The sequence below is a fragment of the Clostridium fallax genome, from assembly GCF_900129365.1.
In the GTDB taxonomy this organism is placed as follows: domain Bacteria; phylum Bacillota; class Clostridia; order Clostridiales; family Clostridiaceae; genus Clostridium_AH; species Clostridium_AH fallax.
On the sequence record NZ_FQVM01000009.1, the window covers coordinates 1 to 21,290 of the forward strand.

Below are 21,290 nucleotides of genomic sequence, written 5' to 3' on the forward strand. Positions count from 1 at the left end.
GGGGCACTTTAATCGCTTCCATTAAAGTGCCCCCTTATTTATATATTAAACATTAAAATTTGTATAAGTATTAATAAATATAAATTTCCAAAAACTTTAAAAAAATTATATTAATAAAAAATAACCTATTTGTTTAAAAATTTATTAATGATAAAAACTGGTAGTTATCACATTGACAAAAGTTGTTTACAATAGTAAATTATATATTGTATTTTAATGTTTAATATATAAATAAGGGGGCACTTTAATGGAAGCGATTAAAGAAGAAAAAGCTATTGATGATAATAGCAAGATAAAAGAAAAACATCCACCTGGATTATATCTATTGTTTTTCACAGAAATGTGGGAAAGATTCAGTTATTATGGTATGAGAGGACTTTTAACTCTTTACTTAACAACACAATTTGTTAAAGGTGGATTAGGATTTGATACTGCTACTGCTGCTCAAATATATGGAGTATTTACAGCTTTAGTATTTTTCACCCCAACAATTGGTGGATATATAGCAGATAGATTCTTAGGCCAAAGAAAATCTATTATAATTGGTGGCTTTACAATGGCCTTAGGTCAATTAACATTATTTGCAAAGCAAGATAAATTATTCTTATACATAGGACTTGCACTTTTAATTATAGGTAATGGTTTCTTTAAATCTAATATCTCAACTATAGTTGGAGAATTATATTCAAAGAATGATAAAAGAAGAGATGGGGCTTTTACAATATTCTATATGGGAATAAATCTTGGATCATTTTTAGCACCACTTATTTGTGGTACTCTTGCCGAAAAATGGTTAGCAACTAGATTTGGTGGCGAAATTATTCATTATGGATTTAAATATGGATTCTTAGCTGCAGCTATTGGTATTGTAATAGGTCAAATAGCATTTATAACATTATCAAATAAATATCTTGGGGATATTGGAAAATATGCCGTTGGAAAAGCTAAAGGAGAATCAGCAGCTGATGCTAATAAACCTCTTACTAAGGAAGAGAAAAATAGAACTATTGTTATTTTAATTCTTACTGCATTCGTTGTATTCTTCTGGGCAGGATTTGAACAAGCTGGTACATCATTAACAATGTATGCACAAAATGCTGTAAATAGAAATTTAGGCTCAATGGAAGTTCCAATAACTTGGTTCCAATCATTAAATCCTTTATTTGTAATATTATTTGCACCTATTTTAGCTAAAGTTTGGATAAATCTAGCTAAAGATAATAAGGATTTAAGTATTCCAAGTAAAATGGCTTTAGGTATGCTATTACTTGGTTCAGGTTATGTTCTTCTTGTATTAGCTTTACTTGGACAAGGAGTAAACGGAACAGCTGTTACTGCTAAAGCTAATATGATTTGGCTTGTCGGAGTTTATTTCCTACATACACTTGGTGAACTTTGTTTATCACCAATAGGGTTATCAATGGTAAGTAAATTGGCACCAGTTAAACTTGCATCTTTCTTAATGGGTGTTTGGCTATCAGGTCAGTTTCTTGCAAATATCATTGGTAATGTATTTATAGCTGCTCATCTTGAATCTTTAGGTTATCTACAAATATTTGGTTCAATTGGTATAGCTGCTATAGTTTTAGGATTAATCCTATTTAGTATAAGTAAGAAATTAACTAAAATGATGAAATAATTTAAGTTTAAGATTATAAGAGTCTTTGAGATATCTCAAGGACTCTTATTTATTTAAGTTTTATTTAACATTTAACTATATTTTTAAAGATAACTCTTATATATTTTAATGCAAATTTATATATAAAAAGTATAACTTGCTATATAGTTATTATATAACAAGTTATACTTTTAAAACTTTCTAAATCTTTCATATCTAGCTTTAATTAGTTCTTCTTTATCTAAAGTTAATAAATTCTCTAATTCATCTTTTAAGGAATTCTTAATAGATTCTGCTACTGATTTAATATCATTTTGCGCCCCTCCAGAAGGCTCCTCTATAATTTTTTCTATTATATTTAAATTTAATAAATCATAAGAGGTTATTTTCATAACTTCTGCAGCTTCATGAGTTCTAGTAGAATCTTTCCATAAAATAGATGCAAATCCTTCTGGTGATAATATGGAGTAAACTGAGTTTTCAAGCATCCATACCTTATCTCCAACAGCTAAGCCTAATGCACCTCCGCTACCACCTTCACCAATTATTATTGATATTATAGGGGTTTTTATTCCTGCCATTTCTAAAAGGTTTCTAGCTATTGCTTCTCCCTGTCCTCTCTCTTCAGCCTCTACTCCACAAAATGCTCCTTTAGTATCTATAAAACATATTATTGGTCTATTAAACTTTTCTCCTTGTTTCATAAGCCTTAAAGCTTTTCTATATCCTTCTGGATTAGGACTTCCGAAATTTCTTTTTATATTTTCCTCTATATTTCTTCCTCTTTGAATACCTATTATAGTAACAGGAATATCTTCTAAATATCCCAATCCTCCTACAATAGCTCCATCATCCTTTACTCCTCTATCGCCATGTAGCTCTATAAAATCATCAAATATTTCATTTATATATTCTAAAGATGTAGGTCTTTTAGCCATTCTTGCTAAGGTTAATCTTTCCCAAGGGGATAACTTATTATTCATCTTTTCCCCTCCTATTTATATTATGAATTTTTAATAGTTTTCCTAAAGTATTTTTCATATCCTGTCTTTTTACTATTTTATCTATAAATCCATGCTCTAGCATAAACTCTGCTGTTTGAAATTCCTCTGGTAATTTTTGATTTATTGTTCCTTCTATAACTCTTCTACCAGCAAATCCTATTAAAGCCTTAGGTTCTGCAATAATTATGTCTCCTAATGATGCAAAGGACGCAGTAACTCCTCCTGTAGTAGGATCTGTAATTACTGATATATATAATAATCCTTTTTTATCATGAACTTTAAGAGCTGCAGAGGTTTTAGCCATTTGCATAAGAGATAATATTCCCTCCTGCATTCTTGCTCCTCCTGAGCAAGTAAAGATTATTATAGGTAATTTTAGTTCTGTTGCTTTTTCAATTGCTCTTGTAATTTTTTCTCCTACAACAGTTCCCATGCTACCCATCATAAAATTAGAATCCATTATAGCAACTATAGTTTCTAGTCCATTAATTTTTCCCTTCCCAGTTATAACACCATCATTAAGGGAGGATTTTTTCTTCTCTTTTTCTAATTTTTCATTATATCCGGGAAAAGAAAGAGGGTCTTTACTTATCATATCAGAATCAAATTCAGTAAAAGTATCGCAATCTATAATACTTTCTAGTCTTTCCTTTGCTGATAATCTAAAGTATCCACCACAATTAGGGCAAATTTTATAATTTTGTTCTACTGTTTTTCCATATGATATTTTGTTGCATTTAATGCATTTAACCCACATACCATGTGGTATATTAGGTTGACTAGCATCCTCTTCTCTATCTTTATTTACTAAGTTAATAGTAAAGTATTTTCGCTTCTTAAATAATCCCATAAAAAACCACCACTACTTTTTAAGTATTTCCTTTTCAATAAATCCTGTATGGAATTCACCTTCCATATATTTTATATTATTTAGAATTTCTAATTGGAAATCTACATTTGTATCTACTCCATCTATGGTTATCTCCCATAATGCAGTTTTCATCTTTTCTATTGCTTCTTTTCTATCTTTTCCATAAACTATAACTTTTCCAAGCATAGAATCATAGTAAGGTGGAATAATATATCCATTATAAACTGCAGTATCTACTCTTACATTATTTCCGCCAGGTAAAAATAAAAACTCTATTTTTCCTGGAGATGGTGCAAAGTTTCTCTCTGGATTTTCTGCATTTATTCTACATTCAATTGCATGACCTTTTATCTTAATATCTTTTTGTTTTAAAGACAATTTAATTCCACTAGCTATTTTAATCTGTTCTTTAACTAAATCTACTCCAGTAACCATTTCTGTAACAGGATGTTCTACTTGAATTCTAGTATTCATTTCCATAAAATAAAATTCTCCATTTTTATCTAATAAGAATTCTATAGTTCCTGCATTTTTGTAATTTACAACCTTAGCAGCTTTTATAGCTGTTTCTCCCATCTTCTTTCTTAATTCATCATCCAAAACTTTTGATGGAGATTCTTCTAAAACTTTTTGGTTTCTTCTTTGAAGAGAACAATCTCTTTCCCCTAGATGTATTATGTTTCCATAATTATCACCAAGAATTTGAACTTCTATATGTCTAGGATTTTGTATAAACCTTTCCATATATACTCTATCATCTCCAAAAGAAGCCTTAGCTTCACTTTTAGCACTTAGATAAGCTGATTCAAGTTCTTTTTCTTCTTTTACTATTCTTATTCCTTTACCGCCACCACCAGATGCCGCTTTTATCATAAGAGGAAATCCTATTCTTTTTCCATTCTCTAAAACTTCTTCTAAAGTACCTACTGTACCTTCAGTTCCCGGTATTACAGGGACTCCTGCTTTTATCATTATTTCTCTGGCTCTAGACTTATCTCCCATAAGATCTATAGTTTCTGGATCTGGGCCTATAAACTTTATATTGCATTCCCTGCACATCTTAGCAAAAGTGCTATTTTCTGATAGAAATCCAAAACCGGGATGTATACCTTGTGCACCTGTAAGTACTGCTGCACTTATTAAATTTCCCATATTTAGATAACTATCTTTAGCCCTTGAAGGTCCTATACAAATAGCCTCATCTGCTATTTGAGTATGCAGTGCTTCTCTATCTGCCTCTGAATATACTGCTACAGTAGATATACCTAGTTCTCTACATGCTCTTATTACTCTTACTGCTATTTCACCTCTATTTGCTATAAGAACTTTATTAAACATAAATTCACCTCTTTAATTAACGAGAACCTATAACGAACATAAGCTCCCCTTCTGCTGCCTTTTCTCCATCAACATAAGCTGTTCCTTTTCCAACTCCTGCCATACCCCTACATTTTATTATTTCAACTTCTAACCTTAAAGTATCTCCAGGTACAACTTTTCTTCTAAACTTAGCTTTATTTATTCCACCAAAATAAGCTATTTTGCCTTTATTTTCTTCTATAGATAGTAAAGCTACTGCTCCTGTTTGAGCTAAAGCTTCTATTATTAAAACTCCTGGCATAACAGGTTCCTGTGGAAAATGTCCCCTAAAGAAATCTTCATTAATAGTTACATTTTTTATTGCTACTACTTTTTTTCCTTCTTCCATTTCTATAACTTTATCTATTAAAAGAAATGGTGGTCTATGAGGTAATATCTTTTGAATTTCCATTATATCCATAATCATAAAATCTACCATCCTATTCTATAATGAATAAAGGCTGACCATATTCAACCATTTGTTCATTTTCAACTAAAATTTTAACTATCTTCCCGTCTCTAGGGCTTTGAATTTCATTCATTATTTTCATAGCTTCTAAAATGCAAAGTACATCACCTTTTTTTACATTATCTCCAATTTTAACAAAGTTATCTTTTCCTTCTCCAGGAGAAGAATAGAATGTTCCTACTAATGGAGCATTAACCATTTCACCATTAATTTCTTCTTTTTCTTCTATATCTTCTATTTTTATTGCTGAATTAATACTTTCTTCCTTTAATTCACTTCTTTTCTTTTCTACTTTTGATTTAGATTCATGATGTGTTTCTTTTAAATCCTCATCTTTTTTTTGAGATGAGGATTCTCCTTTTTTCATTTTTAACACCACACCATCAAGTTCCATCTCAAAGGTAGTAAGCTTTGAATCATTAATTATGCTTATAAGTTCCTTTATAGATGAATAATCCATTTATTTACCTCCAGTCCACTTCTTAAATAAAACCACTCCATTATGTCCACCAAAACCTAATGAATTAGACATTGCATAGTTTACTTCTACTTCTCTTCCCTTATTTGGTACATAATCTAAATCACAATTTTCATCTTTTTCCTTATATCCTATTGTTGGAGGTACAAAATTATCATTTATAGCTTTTATACAAACAATACTTTCTATAGCTCCTGCTGCTCCTAAAAGATGTCCTGTCATAGATTTAGTTGAGCTTACTGGAATTTCGTAAGCTTTATCTTTAAAAACTTTTTTAATAGATAAAGTTTCTATCTTATCATTCATTTCTGTACTAGTTCCATGAGCATTTATATATGAAATGTTCTCTTTTTCGACATTACCTTCTTTTAAAGCAAGTTCTATAGCCTTTGCTGCTGCATCTCCTTCTGGATCTGGAGACGTTATATGGAATCCATCACAAGTTGAACCATAACCTATAATCTCTCCATAAATTTTAGCTCCTCTTTTTAAAGCATGTTGAAGTTCTTCTAAAACTATAATTCCAGAACCTTCTCCCATTACAAATCCTGATCTTTCTTTATCAAAAGGAATTGATGCTCTTTTTGTATCTGTAGTTCTTGAAAGTGCATTTAATGAAGCAAATCCAGCTAAGCCTACTGGAGTTATAGAAGCTTCACTACCACCAGCAACAATTATATCACTATATCCATGTTTTATACTTCTAAATCCTTCTCCTATAGCATGAGTAGATGATGCACAAGCAGTTACTATAGAGGCACTAGTTCCCTTTAAACCATATTTAATCGCAATGTTTCCTGCAGCCATATTTATAATTGCCATAGGTATAAAAAATGGTGATACCCTAGAAGGCCCTTTATCATTTAATTTTTCTACTTGTTCTTCTATAGTTTTAAGTCCGCCTATACCAGAAGATACTATAACTCCTGCTCTATATCTATCTATAGAATTAAGATCAAGACCTGAATCTTCCATAGCCTCAGTTGCTGCTGCTAAAGCAAGCTGACAAAATCTATCCATTCTTCTTGCTTCTTTTCTATCAATAAAATCTTCTGGTTTAAAATCCTTAACTAAAGCTGCAAGCTTTACCTTTTGCTCTGTAATATCAAAGGTATCTATTTCATTTATTCCACATTTACCAGATCTTATTCCATTCCAAAAACTTTCTACATTATTTCCTATAGGAGTTACAGCTCCCATACCAGTAATAACTACTCTTCTTTCCATATAATTCACCTATCCTTTTGCTACATTAACATTCCACCATCTACATTTAATACCTGGCCTGTTATATATTTGGCATCATCAGAGGCTAAAAATGCTACTGCCGCTGCAATATCATCAGTTTCTCCTAATTTTTTTAGAGGAACTCCATTTATTATAGATTCTCTTACCTTATCTCCTAAAACATTTGTCATATCTGTAACAATAAATCCTGGAGCTACAGCATTACATCTTATTCCTCTTCCCCCTAATTCTTTCGCTACAGATTTAGTTAATCCAATTAATCCAGCCTTTGATGCTGCATAGTTACTTTGACCAGCATTACCTGCAACTCCTACAACTGAACTTATATTTATAATTACACCTTTTCTTTGCTTCATCATTATTGATGATATAGCTCTTGTTGTATTAAAAGCTCCTTTTAAATTTATATTTATAACATCATCAAAATCCTTTGATTTCATTCTCATTATAAGACCATCCCTTGTTATACCTGCATTGTTAACAAGAATATCTAAAGATCCAAATGTCTTTACTGCTTCTTCAATTAATTTATTTGCATCTTCTTCTAAAGATACATCTCCTTGAATTGATAATACTTTAACTCCTAAGGATTCAATTTCTTTTATAACATCTTCCGGAGAAGTGCTTCTATAGTTTAAAACTATATTAGCTCCTTCCTTTGCTAATTTTAAAGCAATAGCTTTCCCTATTCCTCTTGCGGCTCCCGTGACAATAGCAGTTTTTCCTCTTAACATTTTATAGTACCTCCTTAAGAGTTTTTTCTAATGAGGATAAATCCTCAACATTTAATATTTTTACTTTTCTATTTATTCTCTTTACAAGTCCTGATAAAACTTTTCCTGGTCCTATTTCTATAAATGTATCAAAGCCATCTTCTACTAATCTATTTATAGTATCTTCCCATTTTACAGAAGTCATAACCTGTTTTACCAAAAGATTTTCTATATTTCCTTGACCATTTACATAGTCAGCTGTTACATTAGATATTAAAGGTAATTTATTTTTATTTATTTTTATTTTTTTTAATTTATTTTTTAATTTATCTGATGCTGGTTTTAAAAGAGAAGTATGAAAAGGGCCACTAACATCTAATTCCTTTACGGCTCTAGCTCCTTCTTTTAAAGCTAACTCAGATACTTTTTTTATTCCATTTATTGTTCCACCTAAGACTAATTGAAGTGGACAATTATAATTACTTATTTCAACTAAATCTTCTTTTTGAATTTCACTTACTATTTCTTCTACTTTTTCTCTTGAAAGCCCTATTACAGCTGCCATAGTTCCTTCTCCTACTGGAACAGCTTCTTGCATAAACTTTCCTCTTTCTCTAACTAAAGAAATTCCATCTTCAAAACTTAAACTTTCTGAAGCCACAAGAGCTGAATACTCACCAAGACTAAATCCCGCTACAGCTTCTGCCTTAACTCCCTTTTCTTCAAGAATTCTTAAAGTTCCTATAGAAGCAGCTAATATTGCTGGCTGAGTATTTTCTGTTTTGTTAAGTTCTTCTTTAGGCCCCTCAAAACAAAGATTACATAAATCTATACCTAAAATTTCAGATCCATTATTGAAAACATCTCTAAAACACTGAAAATTTTCATAAAGTTCTTTTCCCATTCCAACATACTGAGAACCTTGACCTGAAAAAATAAATGCTATTTTCATCTTTTTACTCCTAATCTATTAGATTTTTAAATTGAGAATAAATATCTTCTATTATTTCTTTTGAACTTTGTTCTTTAGAAATTAGTCCAGCTATTTGTCCTGCCATAAAAGATCCATTCTCAACATCCCCATCTTTTACTGCTTTGCTAAGAGCTCCTCTTCCAAGTTCTTCATATTCTTTCAAGTCTGCTTTTTCCTTGTCAAGTTTTTCAAATTGACGAGCCAATTTATTTTTTATAACCTGTACTGGATGACCAGTTGCTCTTCCTGTAACTAAGGTATCGATATCTTTAGATTTAATTACTAAGTCCTTATAATTTTGATGTATAGTACATTCTTTAGATACCAAAAATCTAGTTCCTATTTGCACAGCTTCTGCTCCTAACATAAAAGCCGCTGCCATTCCTCTTCCATCTCCAACTCCACCTGCTGCTATAACTGGAATTGAAACACTATCTACAACTTGAGGTACTAAAGCCATAGTAGTTAATTTTCCTACATGGCCACCAGCTTCGCAGCCTTCTGCAACTACTGCATCTGCTCCTGCTCTTTCCATCCTTTTCGCTAAAGCCACAGAAGCTACAACTGGTATAACTTTTATTCCATGCCCTTTCCACATTTCAATATACTTTCCTGGATTTCCTGCTCCTGTTGTAACTACCTTAACTCCTTCCTCACAAACTATTTTTGCAAGTTCAGACGCATTATCGCTTAAAAGCATTATGTTAACTCCAAAAGGTTTATCTGTTAAACTTTTAGCCTTTCTTATTTGTTCCCTTATATATTCAACTGGTGCATTAGCTCCAGCAATTATTCCAAGTCCACCAGCATTAGATACAGATGCAGCAAGGGATGCATCTGCAACCCAAGCCATTCCCCCTTGTACTATTGGATATTGAATACCTAAGAGATTACAAACTCTATTATTCTTCATTATCCACTCTCTCCTTAACAAAGTTAACTGCATCCTCTACTGTTTTAATCTCTTCAACATCTTCTATTTTTATATCAAATTTATCTTCTAAATCCATAATTATTTGGAATAAATCCAAAGAATCTGCTCCTAAATCTTCAATAAAATTTGTTTTTAAAGTTACTTCCTCTTCCTTTACTCCTAATTGATCTACTACCACTTCTCTTATTTGTTCGAATATCATATTAAATTCCTCCTAAAAATTAAAAATTATCTTTACAATTTTTTATATAAAGCATCTTTTATGCTTAATCTCTTATATTTCTAAAAGTATAGCCCCCCAGGTTAATCCTCCTCCAAAACCTACTAAAATAATCTTATCTCCTTTTTTTACTAGGTTCTTTTGAATAATTTCATCTAGTGCTATTGGAATACTAGCTGCTGAGGTATTTCCATACTTATCTACATTTAAATAAAATTTATCTATATCTACATTTAATTTTTTTGCTGCTGCATCAACAATTCTAAAATTAGCTTGATGAGGTATTATATATTTAATTTCATCTAAAGAAATATTAGTATTTTCTAACACCTTATTTACGCTTTCTGGAATTATTCTTACTGCAAATTTAAATATCTCTTTTCCTTCCATTTTTATAAAAGGATTATATTCTCTTCCTTCTTTCACAAAAGGAGATTTTATTCCATAATCTCCACAAACTAATGCATTCTTTCCCCTTGATCCATCAGACCCTAAGTAGGTATTATAAATACCTTTTTCTTCTGTCTTTTCTATAATCACAGCTCCTGCTCCATCTCCAAATAGTATACATGTTCCTCTATCTTCCCAATTAACTACCTTTGATAAAACATCAACTCCTATAATAAGAGCTCTTTTATGTGGTCCTGCTAATAGCATTTTATATCCAACATCTAACCCATATATAAATCCAGTACAAGCTGCACTTATATCAAAGGCAAAGGCATTGTCTGCGCCTAATAAATCTTGAACTAAACAAGCAGTAGATGGAATTGCACTATCTGGAGTACTAGTTGCAACAATTATTATATCTATATCTTTAGGTGAAATACCTGCTTTTCTTATAGCTTCCTCTCCAGCTTTCCATGAAAAATAAGAAGTATTTTCTCCTTTAGATATTCTTCTTTCTTTTATTCCTGTTCTTGTTATTATCCACTCATCATTGGTTTCTACAATTTGAGATAATTTTTGATTATTTAATATATAATCAGGTGTACACCTACCTGTTGCCAAAATTCTAACATTATTCATAGATAACTCCTCATATTTCTTAATGGTTAAATATATTGTTTTAAAGAAGTTCTAAGGTTTTTTAATGCTTCTATTAATAACTCTTCTTCTTTTTTATCTAATCCATTTATTGTTGATTTAACCATATCATTATGGAACTTAGCATGAGCCCTATAAAGAAGTTTACCTTTTCTAGTTAAACTAATTTTTACAACTCTTCTATCCTCTTCTAATCTAACTCTTTCTACATATCCCTTTTTAACTAAATTATTTATTGCTATAGTTAAAGTACCTACTGTTATTCCTAATGTCTTAGCCACCTCACTCATACTTTTTGCTTCATACATCCCTATTCCTTCTATAGTATGTACTTCAGTAATAGTGACATCATTAAATATTCCCTGCTTTAAAGCAGTCTGCTCTATCATAAGAACCTCATTAAATATTTCAACTAATAATTTATTAATTATAGAATGAGATTTTTCCATTTTTTAAATCACCTCCAAAATCATTTGATACTAAAATATTTTGATTAATTTATATTTTGATTATCAAAGTAATTTATTCAAAGTATAGTCTACTTATAGAAATTGGTCAATATTAAGAATTTGATTATTTTTCCTTTTTATTAATCAATATGTTAAATTATATGAATTTATCTCTATATTCATATGTTTTACTCAATATTTCTTTTGCTTTTGATATTTTTTCATTATTTATTAAAAATATTACAAATTTTATTAACGTCAATTCATTTTATTCATATATTATTTACATTTTCTTCTTTAAGAAATAAAAAAAGTTAGTCTTATGTTTTCCATAAACTAACCTTTATAATCTATTTTAACTATTTATTTTTAATATTAATTATAAAATTACTTTTTATTTTTACTCTTACACTTTTTGCAAATTCCCTTTAATACAAGTTCATGATCAGTTAATACAAATCCTGTTTCATTTTTTAGCATTTCCATAACAGGTCTCATAGGGCATGGTACTTCTATTTCCTTGTGACATATGCTACATTCTAATATATGTTTATGATCTTTTTGTTTTATTGAAAAAGAATACTTTCCATCTCCTAAATTAAATTTTTCTGTAATATTCTTTTCATCAAAAATTTCTAAGGTCCTATATATTGTAGATAAATTTAAATTCTCTCCAATTTCTTTACATTTATCATATATATTATCTGCAGTAAGACTTTTATCACTATTTTTTATTATATTATATATAGCTATTCTTCCCTTTGTAATTTTAATTCCCTTTTCTCTTAAAAGGTCTCTAATTTCCATAACGTACTCCTCAAATAATTATATATCTCAATTAGATTATAACATAATAAAAAATTTAAGAAAACATCATCTTAATACCAAAAAGTATAAGCATCGCTCCTCCTATATAATCAGCATATTGAGTTATAAAAAGTATTTTTCTTGCGTATTTTGATAAATAAAAAGCTCCATAAGAAAGAATTAAAGTAATTAGTCCTATAATTAATGTTCCTTTAAGTATACTATAATAGTTATTTACATTATTAAAGGCAGTAAATCCTACAACCAAAGCATCTATACTTACTGATATTCCTAAAATAAGATACATTCTAGGTTTTACTAAAATACATTTATCCTTTTCTTCAAAGCCTTCCTTTATCATCATAACTCCTACAAAGGCAATTATCCCTCCACCTATAACTTGAGGTATAGAAGTAATATATGTATTAAAAAGAACTCCAAATATTGCACCTAAAAATGCTAAAAAAAACTGAAAGAATCCAAAGGATAATCCAAAAATCAATTTGTTTTCTCTTTTCACAGAACAGTTAATTCCAATACTTAAAGCAATAGCTGAAGCATCCATAGCTAAGGCTATACCAATTATTATAATATCTTTAAATTCCATAAAATCCCTCTATCTTTATTTTCTTTATTTTATCATTGATATTTTCAATATTAAGAATATGCTAATAGCTTAAAATATATACAAAAAATATTTTTGTATACTTTTATAATATATAGCGTACTCTTTTTAAAAAATTTTTTAAAAAAATCTTTATTTTTATGATATTTTGTTGTATATTATTAAATATAGTATACTTTTTAAGTAAATAGTATATCATATATAAAGGAGAGAACTAAATGAATTGCATAATAGCTCAATCAGGTGGTCCCACTTCAGTAATAAATGCTAGCGTAGTTGGATTAGTTGAAGGTAACTTTGAAAAAAATATATTTAAAAATGTTTATGGCGGTTTAAATGGAATTGAAGGTATATTAAAAGGAAATATAATTAATCTATCAAAGATGAGTAAAGTAGAATTAGATACTTTTAAACATACTCCATCTTCTGGATTAGGTTCTTGTAGATATAAATTAAAAGATTATAAAATAGACGAAACTGATTATATAAAATTAATAGATATTCTTAATTCTTTAAATATAAAAGCATTTTTTTATATAGGTGGTAATGATTCTATGGATACTACCAATAAATTAAGTGCTTTTGCTAAAGAAAAAAATATAGATATACAATTTATTGGAATACCTAAAACTATTGATAATGATCTTGTTTTTACAGATCATACTCCTGGATTTGGAAGTGCTGCAAAATTTATTGCCACTTCCACTTTAGAAGCTTATCTAGACTCAACTGTTTATACAAACAATGGAATATTCATTTTAGAAACTATGGGAAGAGATACTGGTTGGCTTGCAGCAAGCACAGCATTAGCTACTATAGAAGGTAAACAAGTAGCTGACTTTATATATCTTCCTGAAGTTCCATTTTCAGAAGAACAATTTATTTTAGATGTAAAATCAAGATTTAAAGAAAAAAATCATGTTTTTATTGTTGCATCAGAAGGAATTAAAAATAAATATGGTGATTTTTTAGGTTCTATAAATGATAATACAACCCATGATAGCTTTGGACATGCACAATTAGGTGGCGTTGCTAACTACTTAAAAAATTTAATTATTCAATCTAAAGTAACTAATAGAGTTAAAACCCTTGAATTAGGAGTGTTACAAAGATGTGCTCTTCATTGTTCTTCAAAAACCGATTTTGAAGAAGCTTCAATGGTTGGAAAGGCTGCTTTAAATTATGTATCTTCTGGGTATTCAGGATACATGGTTGGAATAAAAAGAGATACTAATACACCATATAAATCATCTACTTTTTTAGTGGAAGCTAATAAAGTAGCTAATAAAGTTAAATATTTTCCTAAGGAATGGATAAATCCTAAAGGAAATAATATAACAAAGGATGCTTTATTATATTTAAAGCCATTAATTTCGCAATTAAACCAGTTAAACTTTTATGATTATTTACCTAAATATAAGGTTTTTAATAGATAAATCAATCTTTACACCACAATTAATTAACTAAATTTAAATTTTTCTTCCTAAACAATAATAAAAACTCTTAATAAAAGCTTCTTCTTTTATTAAGAGTTTTTGTTTTAAATAAATAATTTATAAAAGATTATTAATTTCTTTATTTTATTACTTCATATTGACATAAAAAATTATATAAAGCTCCAATTAAGTTAGAATCATTAGAAAATCTACATTTTTCTACTTTAATATCTAATGTAGCAATATCATTTTTCATTTCTTTTAGTTTAACATTTATATTATCTATAAAATCTTCTCTTTCACTAATAGCTCCACCTATCAATATTTTTTCAGGATCTATTATATATTGAAGATTAAAAATCCCCCTAGCTATTCCTTTATACCATTTATCAATTATTTTTATTATATCAATATTACCCTCTTCTGCCATTTCAAAAATTTTTTTACCATTAAGATTATCTATTGGTATACTTAGTCTTTTAGATACTTCAGTAACTAATGCAAAAGTAGAGGATTTTTTACTCCAAATCTTCCCTATAGGATCTTGGCTATCTTCTAAAAGCATATATCCAAATTCTCCACCATGAAGATTAGCTCCTCTTAAGATACTATTATTAATTATTATACATCCTCCTATTCCAGTTCCAATAACTAAGCAAATATAATTCTTATTATTCTTTGCAGCTCCTAACCAACCTTCTGCAAGAGCTGCACAATTTGCATCATTTTCTATAGAAACTTTTAATCCAGTTCTATTTTGTAATAAATCTTTTATGTTAGGACCATGGATACAAGGAATAGAACTTCCTCCTCCTATAATTCCCGTTTTAGGATTTACTGCCCCTGGAAAACTACAAGCTAATCCTAATATATTATTTTCTAACTTATATTTGTCTACTATATTTCCTATTGAATCTATAAGTTTATTGGCATCTTCTTTTACTGTTTTTATACTACCCTTTTCTAAAACTTCTCCCTTTTCTGTCATAAGTCCATATTTAATTGATGAACCTCCAACATCAATAACAATATAAAGTTTCTCCATAAATATAATTTAGCAAAAAATTTTTTTGCTAAAAATTCACCCCCTATACTTTGTATAAATATAACTTTATCAACTTAAAATTACGTTTTATATTATGTAAAAAAAAGATTGTCTTATGAATTTAATAAGACAATCTTTTTGTTTTAAATTTATTTATCTATTTAGAAGTTTTCCATTCATCTATTTGTTTTTGCATTTCAGTTATAATCTTATCAATTCCAGCTGCTTTAAGTTTCTCATTCATTTTATTTACATATTCATCTACTGGAACAGATCCACTATATAATGATGGACCGAATTCATCTAAAATGTTCTTAACTGCTGCAATTTCTGTTGTTACATTAGTTGGGTCGAAGTTAAATCCTAATGCAGGTGATGCTTTTGCTTCTTCATTACACTTCTTAAATTCTTCCCACTTATTATCTGGATCTGATTCTAGAAGATAAGTTATAAATAAGTTACCTAGTGAGAAATAAGGTACTTGATAATTCTTTGAATCATCAGTTAACTTAATCTTATTATCAGATATCTTTTCATAATGAGTTCCTTCTAAACCAAAGTTAACCATATTTCTAACATATGGGTCTGTATTTAATAGGTTTAAAAACTCCATAGCTTTTTCTGGATGCTTTGAAGTTGCAGATATACATTGTAATGAACCTGTTGTAGAACCATTAGATACATATGGATCTATAATTTTTGAAGAAACTACTTCATATCCTAAATCCTTTGACCATAATGTCTCAGCAAATGGTTGTCCATCAGCTTTAGCTATAAATCTTTTAACTGTCTTATCAGCTTGTGCAGTAGCTGCATCTTTATTTATATATCCCTTTTCATAATAACTTCTCATTGTTTCTAAATCTTTTTTCATTTCCGGTGTATCAAATACATTAACAACTTTAAGGTCTTTATCATTTAATTTAACACCAATTGGATCCATTAATTTATCAAATTGAGTTATTATAGAATAATCTTTTGTTATATATAATGGAGTTACATCTGGCTCATTTTCTTTAATCTTTTGAAGCCATGGCTCTAAGTCTTGTAATGAATGAATATCTTTATATGGAATATTGTATTTATCTACATATTCTTTTGTAAATACCCACTCTGGCATTACTCCAATTTCCTTATTAGTTGGTACTCCATAAATCTTTCCATTTACTTTAGCACCTTCCCAGAATCTCTTGTCTACAGTTTCTTTGGTTTCTTTTCCATACTTATCTAATAAATCATCAATTGGAATAAAAGCACCTTTTCTTGAATTTAAAAGATAATCATTTGCCCATGAACAAGCAAATGCTATATCATATTCTTCTCCTGAGTTAATAATAACTTGCATTTTTTTAGTATAGTCGCCAAAATCAATTTGCTTCATTTCTACTGTTGCATTTATCTTATCTTTAAGATATTTATTTAACTCATCAGTTACTTTTTTAGTATCTTTTTGTGGTGCACCTATTGTATACCAAACTAAATTAACTGCCTCTCCTTTATCTCCTGCTGCATCTTTTTTCTCACCACAGCCTGTTAATGCTACTGATGAAGCCATAACAACACCCATGGAAAGTGCAAACAACTTTTTAAACTTTGTCATCTCAATGCCCCCCTAGTTAATATTCTTTAAAATTTTTTAACTTCATGCATATATCGTTTACACTTATATTATATTGTTTTTTGTAAAATTTTTGTAGTGTATAAATTTTATATTTTATTGCAAAATTTCATATAGTAATTGTTTACATGAAGTATTATAATTAATTTTTCATTGTAAAATTATTTTATAAATTTATAGGACTTAATACTAAGTCCTATAAATCTATATTTATTTTTAAATTATTATTTTAATTTAATTTTTAAAGTTTTTATTTCAAATGGTTTTATTAATAATGATATTTTATTTTTATTAAATGAAACTTTTTCTAAATCCCTTTCCATTAAGTTACACTCTATTGCATCCTCTATATATCTAAAGAACTCTAACTCTAAGTTAGTTCTCTTATTGAAATATTCATACATTCTAACAATTAAATAATCACTATCTTCCGCCTTCTTAATAACTTCAATAATTACATTTTCCTTATTTAATTTAACAATAGATAATTTTTCTTCTAGCTCACCCTTATGACTTTCTTCAACCTTAGTATATAGTGGTACATTTAATTCATATGCCATTTGCGCAGTATTAGCTTCCTTCCATGTACCTTCATGTGGATATAATGAATATGTGAAGAAATGTTCTTCTTGGTCTGTTGTAGGATTTGGTTCTATTCCAGATTTAATTAAAGTAAGTCTCATATTTCCATCTTTAATATCATGTCCATATTTGCAATTGTTTAATAAACTTACACCATAATCCCCTTCTGAAAGATCTGCCCATTTTTGTCCGCATACTTCAAATCTAGCCAAATCCCAAGATGTATTATGATGAGTAGGTCTCTCAACATTACCATATTGAATTTCATAAGTAGCTGTATTTGAATTTAAATCTACTGGGAATGCTACCTTTAATAATACTTGTGATTGCTTCCAATCTACATAAGTATTAAAGTCAACTCTTGGTAGATCATTATATACATGAACCTTTTGCTTTATAATTGAATCTACAAATTTTCTCTTTATTAAAAGAGTACTTCTTACAGGTCCTCTTTCTATAACTTCAATACTTTCTATATCATTAACTTTCCACATTTTTTCTGTATAATAAATATCTATATCCCAGTTATCAAAATTCATTGGCTTATCTTCAAAAGCTTCTAATACATTTGCTACCTGACCTGCCTTTAACACTTCTCTTTTACTTCTTTTATCAAAGAATGATGTTATATGACCTTCATCATTAAATTTTATAGTAAAGAACTTATTGTCTGCCATATCACTAGAAATTTCAACCTCTTTACCATTCCTAGTAGCTTCTACTATTTTAAATACTTTATATCCATTAGCAGGTACTCCCTTTGCAAAGAATATTGCTCTTCCATTCTCTACTCTTTGACAAACTAAAACCTCATCATTTTCATCTAAAACTGCAGGATTTTTTATGCCTTTTGGAATATCAAATTCTGCAATATCATCTCTTTTAAAAGATAATGAGTTAAATACTACTACAGATTTAATATCTAAGTTAATATTTGAAGCTATAAAATCTATTCCTTCATTTAAAATATTGTATCCTTTATTTATAAGTTCTTTATATTCTTTCTTAGTAACCTCATAAACTTCTTTAATTGATGATCCTGGTAATATATCATGGAATTGATTTAATAATATATTTTCCCAAGCTTTATTTAAATCAGCATAAGGATAAGTTTTACCTAAGATCATTGATAATGAATTAAATTTTTCTGCTGCTTCATAAAGATTTTCACAAATTCTATTATCTCTTTTATTTCTAGCCATTGAAGTATAAGTTCCTCTGTGATACTCAAGATATAACTCTCCTACCCACTTAGGTAATCTTTCATTTTCTCCAACAGTTTTTTCAAGTTTCTTAAAGTAGTCTAAAGATGTTCCCATTTTAACTTTAGGACATCCTGGTATACCTTTAGCTAATCTTCTACCAGTTTCTAGCATTTCATAAGTAGCTCCACCGCCACCATCTCCAAATCCATAAGAAATTAAAACATCATTATTTATATCTTTTTGTTGATATCTGTCCCAAGCTCCTATTACAGCACCAGGATGTATTTGTCCATTATATGTTGTAAAGTGTGAATTAGGATCTTGATATGGATCTTTTGTTGTTATAAAGTGAGTTAAAATTTCTGTTCCATCAATTCCTCTCCACATAAATGTATCATATGGCATTTTATTAAATTGATTCCATGCAATTTTAGTTGTCATAAAATAATTTACATCAGATTTTTTTAAGATTTGTGGAAGTGCTGCTGAGTAACCAAATACATCTGGAAGCCATAATACTTCGTTATCTACATTAAATTCTTCCTTAAAGAATCTTCTACCATGAAGTATTTGTCTTACTAAAGATTCTCCTGATGTTACATTACAATCGGCTTCAAGCCACATAGAACCTTCCGCTTCCCATACTCCCTCTTTAACTTTTTCCTTAACTTTTTTATAAATTTCAGGATAATCTTCTTTTAAAAATTTATAAAGTTGAGGTTGAGATGACATAAAAATATATTCTGGATATCTTTCCATAAGCTTAAGTACTGTTGAAAAACTTCTTGCAACCTTTTCTCTGGTTTGAGCTACAGTCCAATGCCATGCTACATCTATATGAGTATGTCCAACACAAGTAGCTATAATGTCATCTTCTCCACAAAGTTTTCCATAAAACTCTTCTTCTAAAAACTTATTTGCTTCCTTAACAGAGTCATTATATTCTTTAGATAAAGGCTTTCTTAAATCAAGAATATTTACTGCATCAGTTAGTACATTTAGCATATCTATTCTTCTTTTATCTTCTTTATTTAATTTCTCACACACCCATATTGGAGTTTGTATATTAAAATATAACTCTCTTGTTTCTAAATCGATAGTTACTAAAGCACCATTAAGTGTTGCCTTTCTATCAGCAAGCATTCCTGCATAGGCATGTAGATCTATTTCATACTTTGTACCAGGCACTGCATTATCTGATAAAATAACTTCTCTATGATTTATGTCTATTCCTTGAATTTCCTCACCATTAACATAAAGTATAAACTGAGGATTTATTGCATCCCAACCTTCTTCAAAAGTATAAAAATTTAATGCTATTGTTTTTCCTTTAAAGCTTTCTGGAACCTCTACTGAAGTTTTAAACCAACAATGATAATCTCTACCTCCCCATAAATCTCCAGTTTTAAAATCTTGCCATTTTCCTTTAGCATTATTTATTGCTTCTAATCCAAGATAATTTCCTTCAAGCATTTTATAGTTGTTTATTTGTACTTTGTCTGTGTAAACATAATTTTTTAAGTCATTACAAATTTTTTGTATTCTTTCTAATGCAAAAAACATTTTAAATTCTCCTTTTACATATAATTAAATTTAATAAACTATATATTATATTTGTCTTTTTATAATGGCCAAATATTTTTGTCTATTCTTTAACAGCACCTATAGTTAATCCGTTTACAAAATACTTTTGGAAGAATGGATATGCAAATATTATCGGTGCAGTAGCTAATGTAACAATTGCCATCTTAGCTGTTTCTTTAGGCAACGCATTTGCAGCTTCAATTCCTTGAGTACCCAACTTCTGTGCATTATCTACTAAGAATGAAATAGAGTTTTCTATTCTCATAAGCAAATATTGAAGTGGAATTAAATTTTGATCATCTATATACATCATTGCATTAAACCAATCATTCCAATATCCTAATGTTAAGAATAATGCTATTGTTGCAATACCTGGTAATGATATAGGTAAAACTATTTGGAAAAATAATCTTAACTCTGATGCACCATCTATTTTAGCTGATTCTATTACAGCTTCTGGTACTGATATTTTAAAGAAAGTTCTTAATACTATAATATAGAAAGTATTCATACAAATAGGCAATATCAAAGCCCATATTGTATTTTTAAGTCCTAACATCTTTGATATAACTAAATATGATGAAACCATACCACCGCTAAATAACATTGGAATAAATGCAACATAAGTGAAAAACTTTTTATATGCATAAGTCTTTCTTGATAAGGTATATGCATAAGTTGATATAAGTAATAATCCAATTATAGTTCCTAAAACTGTAACTGTAATTGTTACTCCATAAGATCTTAAAAGATCTCCAGACTCTGTTACATATTTATAAGCTCCAAAACTTAATTTTTCTGGTATAAATCTATATCCATTGATTTGCAATGATTTTTCATCTGTAATAGATATTATAATTACAAATATAAATGGTATTAAACATAATAATGATAATACTGATAAAATTACATTCATCACAATATTTGAAGTCTTTGAAACCCTATTAAATTTATTAGGTTGCTCCTCAAATTCTTTTTTCTTATTTTTCATATTAAACAATTTAT

General features: G+C 29.0%; 20 protein-coding genes. 2 read left to right on the forward strand and 18 right to left on the reverse strand.

All coding sequences use genetic code 11. The features are described from left to right. Positions 1-247: 247 nt before the first annotated feature. On the forward strand, positions 248-1,639 hold the full coding sequence (locus BUA70_RS06125; RefSeq protein ID WP_072894898.1) for a peptide MFS transporter: 1,392 nt from the start codon (positions 248-250) through the stop codon (positions 1,637-1,639). Positions 1,640-1,809: 170 nt separating this feature from the next. On the opposite strand, the gene BUA70_RS06130 is transcribed toward BUA70_RS06125, so the two are convergent. From BUA70_RS06130 to BUA70_RS06195, 14 genes are all read right to left on the reverse strand, one after another. Continuing rightward, a complete protein-coding gene (locus BUA70_RS06130; RefSeq protein WP_072894901.1) occupies positions 1,810-2,601 on the reverse strand; it encodes an acetyl-CoA carboxylase carboxyltransferase subunit alpha in 792 nt (263 codons plus the stop codon). Continuing rightward, positions 2,594-3,472: an acetyl-CoA carboxylase, carboxyltransferase subunit beta gene (gene accD, locus BUA70_RS06135; RefSeq protein WP_072894904.1), complete on the reverse strand. Its 879-nt coding sequence runs from the start codon at positions 3,470-3,472 to the stop codon at positions 2,594-2,596. Before accD ends, BUA70_RS06130 begins: the two co-directional genes overlap by 8 nt. A 12-nt stretch (positions 3,473-3,484) precedes the next feature. Next, positions 3,485-4,831, reverse strand: coding sequence for an acetyl-CoA carboxylase biotin carboxylase subunit (locus tag BUA70_RS06140; RefSeq protein WP_072894909.1), 1,347 nt, complete (start codon positions 4,829-4,831; stop codon positions 3,485-3,487). 16 nt (positions 4,832-4,847) lie between these two features. Beyond that, entirely contained in the window at positions 4,848-5,279 is a 432-nt protein-coding gene (fabZ, locus tag BUA70_RS06145; RefSeq protein WP_423236768.1) for a 3-hydroxyacyl-ACP dehydratase FabZ, read from the reverse strand. A 13-nt stretch (positions 5,280-5,292) separates the two neighbouring features. Further along, positions 5,293-5,781, reverse strand: coding sequence for an acetyl-CoA carboxylase biotin carboxyl carrier protein (accB, locus tag BUA70_RS06150; RefSeq protein ID WP_072894915.1), 489 nt, complete (start codon positions 5,779-5,781; stop codon positions 5,293-5,295). Further along, on the reverse strand, positions 5,782-7,026 hold the full coding sequence (gene fabF / locus BUA70_RS06155; RefSeq protein ID WP_072894918.1) for a beta-ketoacyl-ACP synthase II: 1,245 nt from the start codon (positions 7,024-7,026) through the stop codon (positions 5,782-5,784). Between the two features lie 20 nt (positions 7,027-7,046). Continuing rightward, positions 7,047-7,781: a 3-oxoacyl-[acyl-carrier-protein] reductase gene (gene fabG / locus BUA70_RS06160; RefSeq protein ID WP_072894922.1), complete on the reverse strand. Its 735-nt coding sequence runs from the start codon at positions 7,779-7,781 to the stop codon at positions 7,047-7,049. Between the two features lies 1 nt (position 7,782). Then, positions 7,783-8,712, reverse strand: coding sequence for an ACP S-malonyltransferase (gene fabD, locus BUA70_RS06165; protein ID WP_072894927.1), 930 nt, complete (start codon positions 8,710-8,712; stop codon positions 7,783-7,785). A gap of 10 nt (positions 8,713-8,722) precedes the next feature. Next, entirely contained in the window at positions 8,723-9,646 is a 924-nt protein-coding gene (gene fabK / locus BUA70_RS06170; RefSeq protein WP_072894930.1) for an enoyl-[acyl-carrier-protein] reductase FabK, read from the reverse strand. Next, positions 9,636-9,869, reverse strand: a complete 234-nt coding sequence (acpP, locus tag BUA70_RS06175) for an acyl carrier protein (protein ID WP_072894935.1) — start codon at positions 9,867-9,869, stop codon at positions 9,636-9,638. Before acpP ends, fabK begins: the two co-directional genes overlap by 11 nt. A 72-nt stretch (positions 9,870-9,941) precedes the next feature. Continuing rightward, positions 9,942-10,916, reverse strand: coding sequence for a beta-ketoacyl-ACP synthase III (locus BUA70_RS06180; protein WP_072894939.1), 975 nt, complete (start codon positions 10,914-10,916; stop codon positions 9,942-9,944). Between the two features lie 26 nt (positions 10,917-10,942). After that, positions 10,943-11,383 (reverse strand): MarR family winged helix-turn-helix transcriptional regulator, encoded by a 441-nt coding sequence (locus BUA70_RS06185; RefSeq protein ID WP_072894942.1) that lies wholly within the window; start codon positions 11,381-11,383, stop codon positions 10,943-10,945. Between the two features lie 387 nt (positions 11,384-11,770). Then, on the reverse strand, positions 11,771-12,190 hold the full coding sequence (locus BUA70_RS06190; protein WP_072894945.1) for a Fur family transcriptional regulator: 420 nt from the start codon (positions 12,188-12,190) through the stop codon (positions 11,771-11,773). Between the two features lie 55 nt (positions 12,191-12,245). Continuing rightward, complete coding sequence (locus tag BUA70_RS06195; protein ID WP_072894948.1) at positions 12,246-12,797, reverse strand: manganese efflux pump MntP; 552 nt, start codon at positions 12,795-12,797, stop codon at positions 12,246-12,248. 236 nt (positions 12,798-13,033) lie between these two features. Between BUA70_RS06195 and BUA70_RS06200 the strand changes: the two genes are divergently transcribed. Next, a complete protein-coding gene (locus BUA70_RS06200) occupies positions 13,034-14,251 on the forward strand; it encodes a 6-phosphofructokinase (RefSeq protein WP_072894951.1) in 1,218 nt (405 codons plus the stop codon). 139 nt (positions 14,252-14,390) lie between these two features. Here the strand turns inward: BUA70_RS06200 and BUA70_RS06205 are convergent, their stop codons facing one another. The 4 genes from BUA70_RS06205 to BUA70_RS06220 all read right to left on the reverse strand — a co-directional run bounded on the left by BUA70_RS06205 (position 14,391) and on the right by BUA70_RS06220 (position 21,276). Next, positions 14,391-15,296 (reverse strand): ROK family protein, encoded by a 906-nt coding sequence (locus BUA70_RS06205; RefSeq protein WP_072894954.1) that lies wholly within the window; start codon positions 15,294-15,296, stop codon positions 14,391-14,393. Positions 15,297-15,453: 157 nt separating this feature from the next. Continuing rightward, positions 15,454-16,896, reverse strand: a complete 1,443-nt coding sequence (locus BUA70_RS06210) for an ABC transporter substrate-binding protein (protein ID WP_072894957.1) — start codon at positions 16,894-16,896, stop codon at positions 15,454-15,456. A gap of 242 nt (positions 16,897-17,138) precedes the next feature. Next, on the reverse strand, positions 17,139-20,264 hold the full coding sequence (locus tag BUA70_RS06215) for an alpha-mannosidase (RefSeq protein ID WP_072894960.1): 3,126 nt from the start codon (positions 20,262-20,264) through the stop codon (positions 17,139-17,141). Between the two features lie 82 nt (positions 20,265-20,346). Continuing rightward, positions 20,347-21,276: a carbohydrate ABC transporter permease gene (locus BUA70_RS06220; protein WP_083573472.1), complete on the reverse strand. Its 930-nt coding sequence runs from the start codon at positions 21,274-21,276 to the stop codon at positions 20,347-20,349. Positions 21,277-21,290 lie beyond the last annotated feature (14 nt).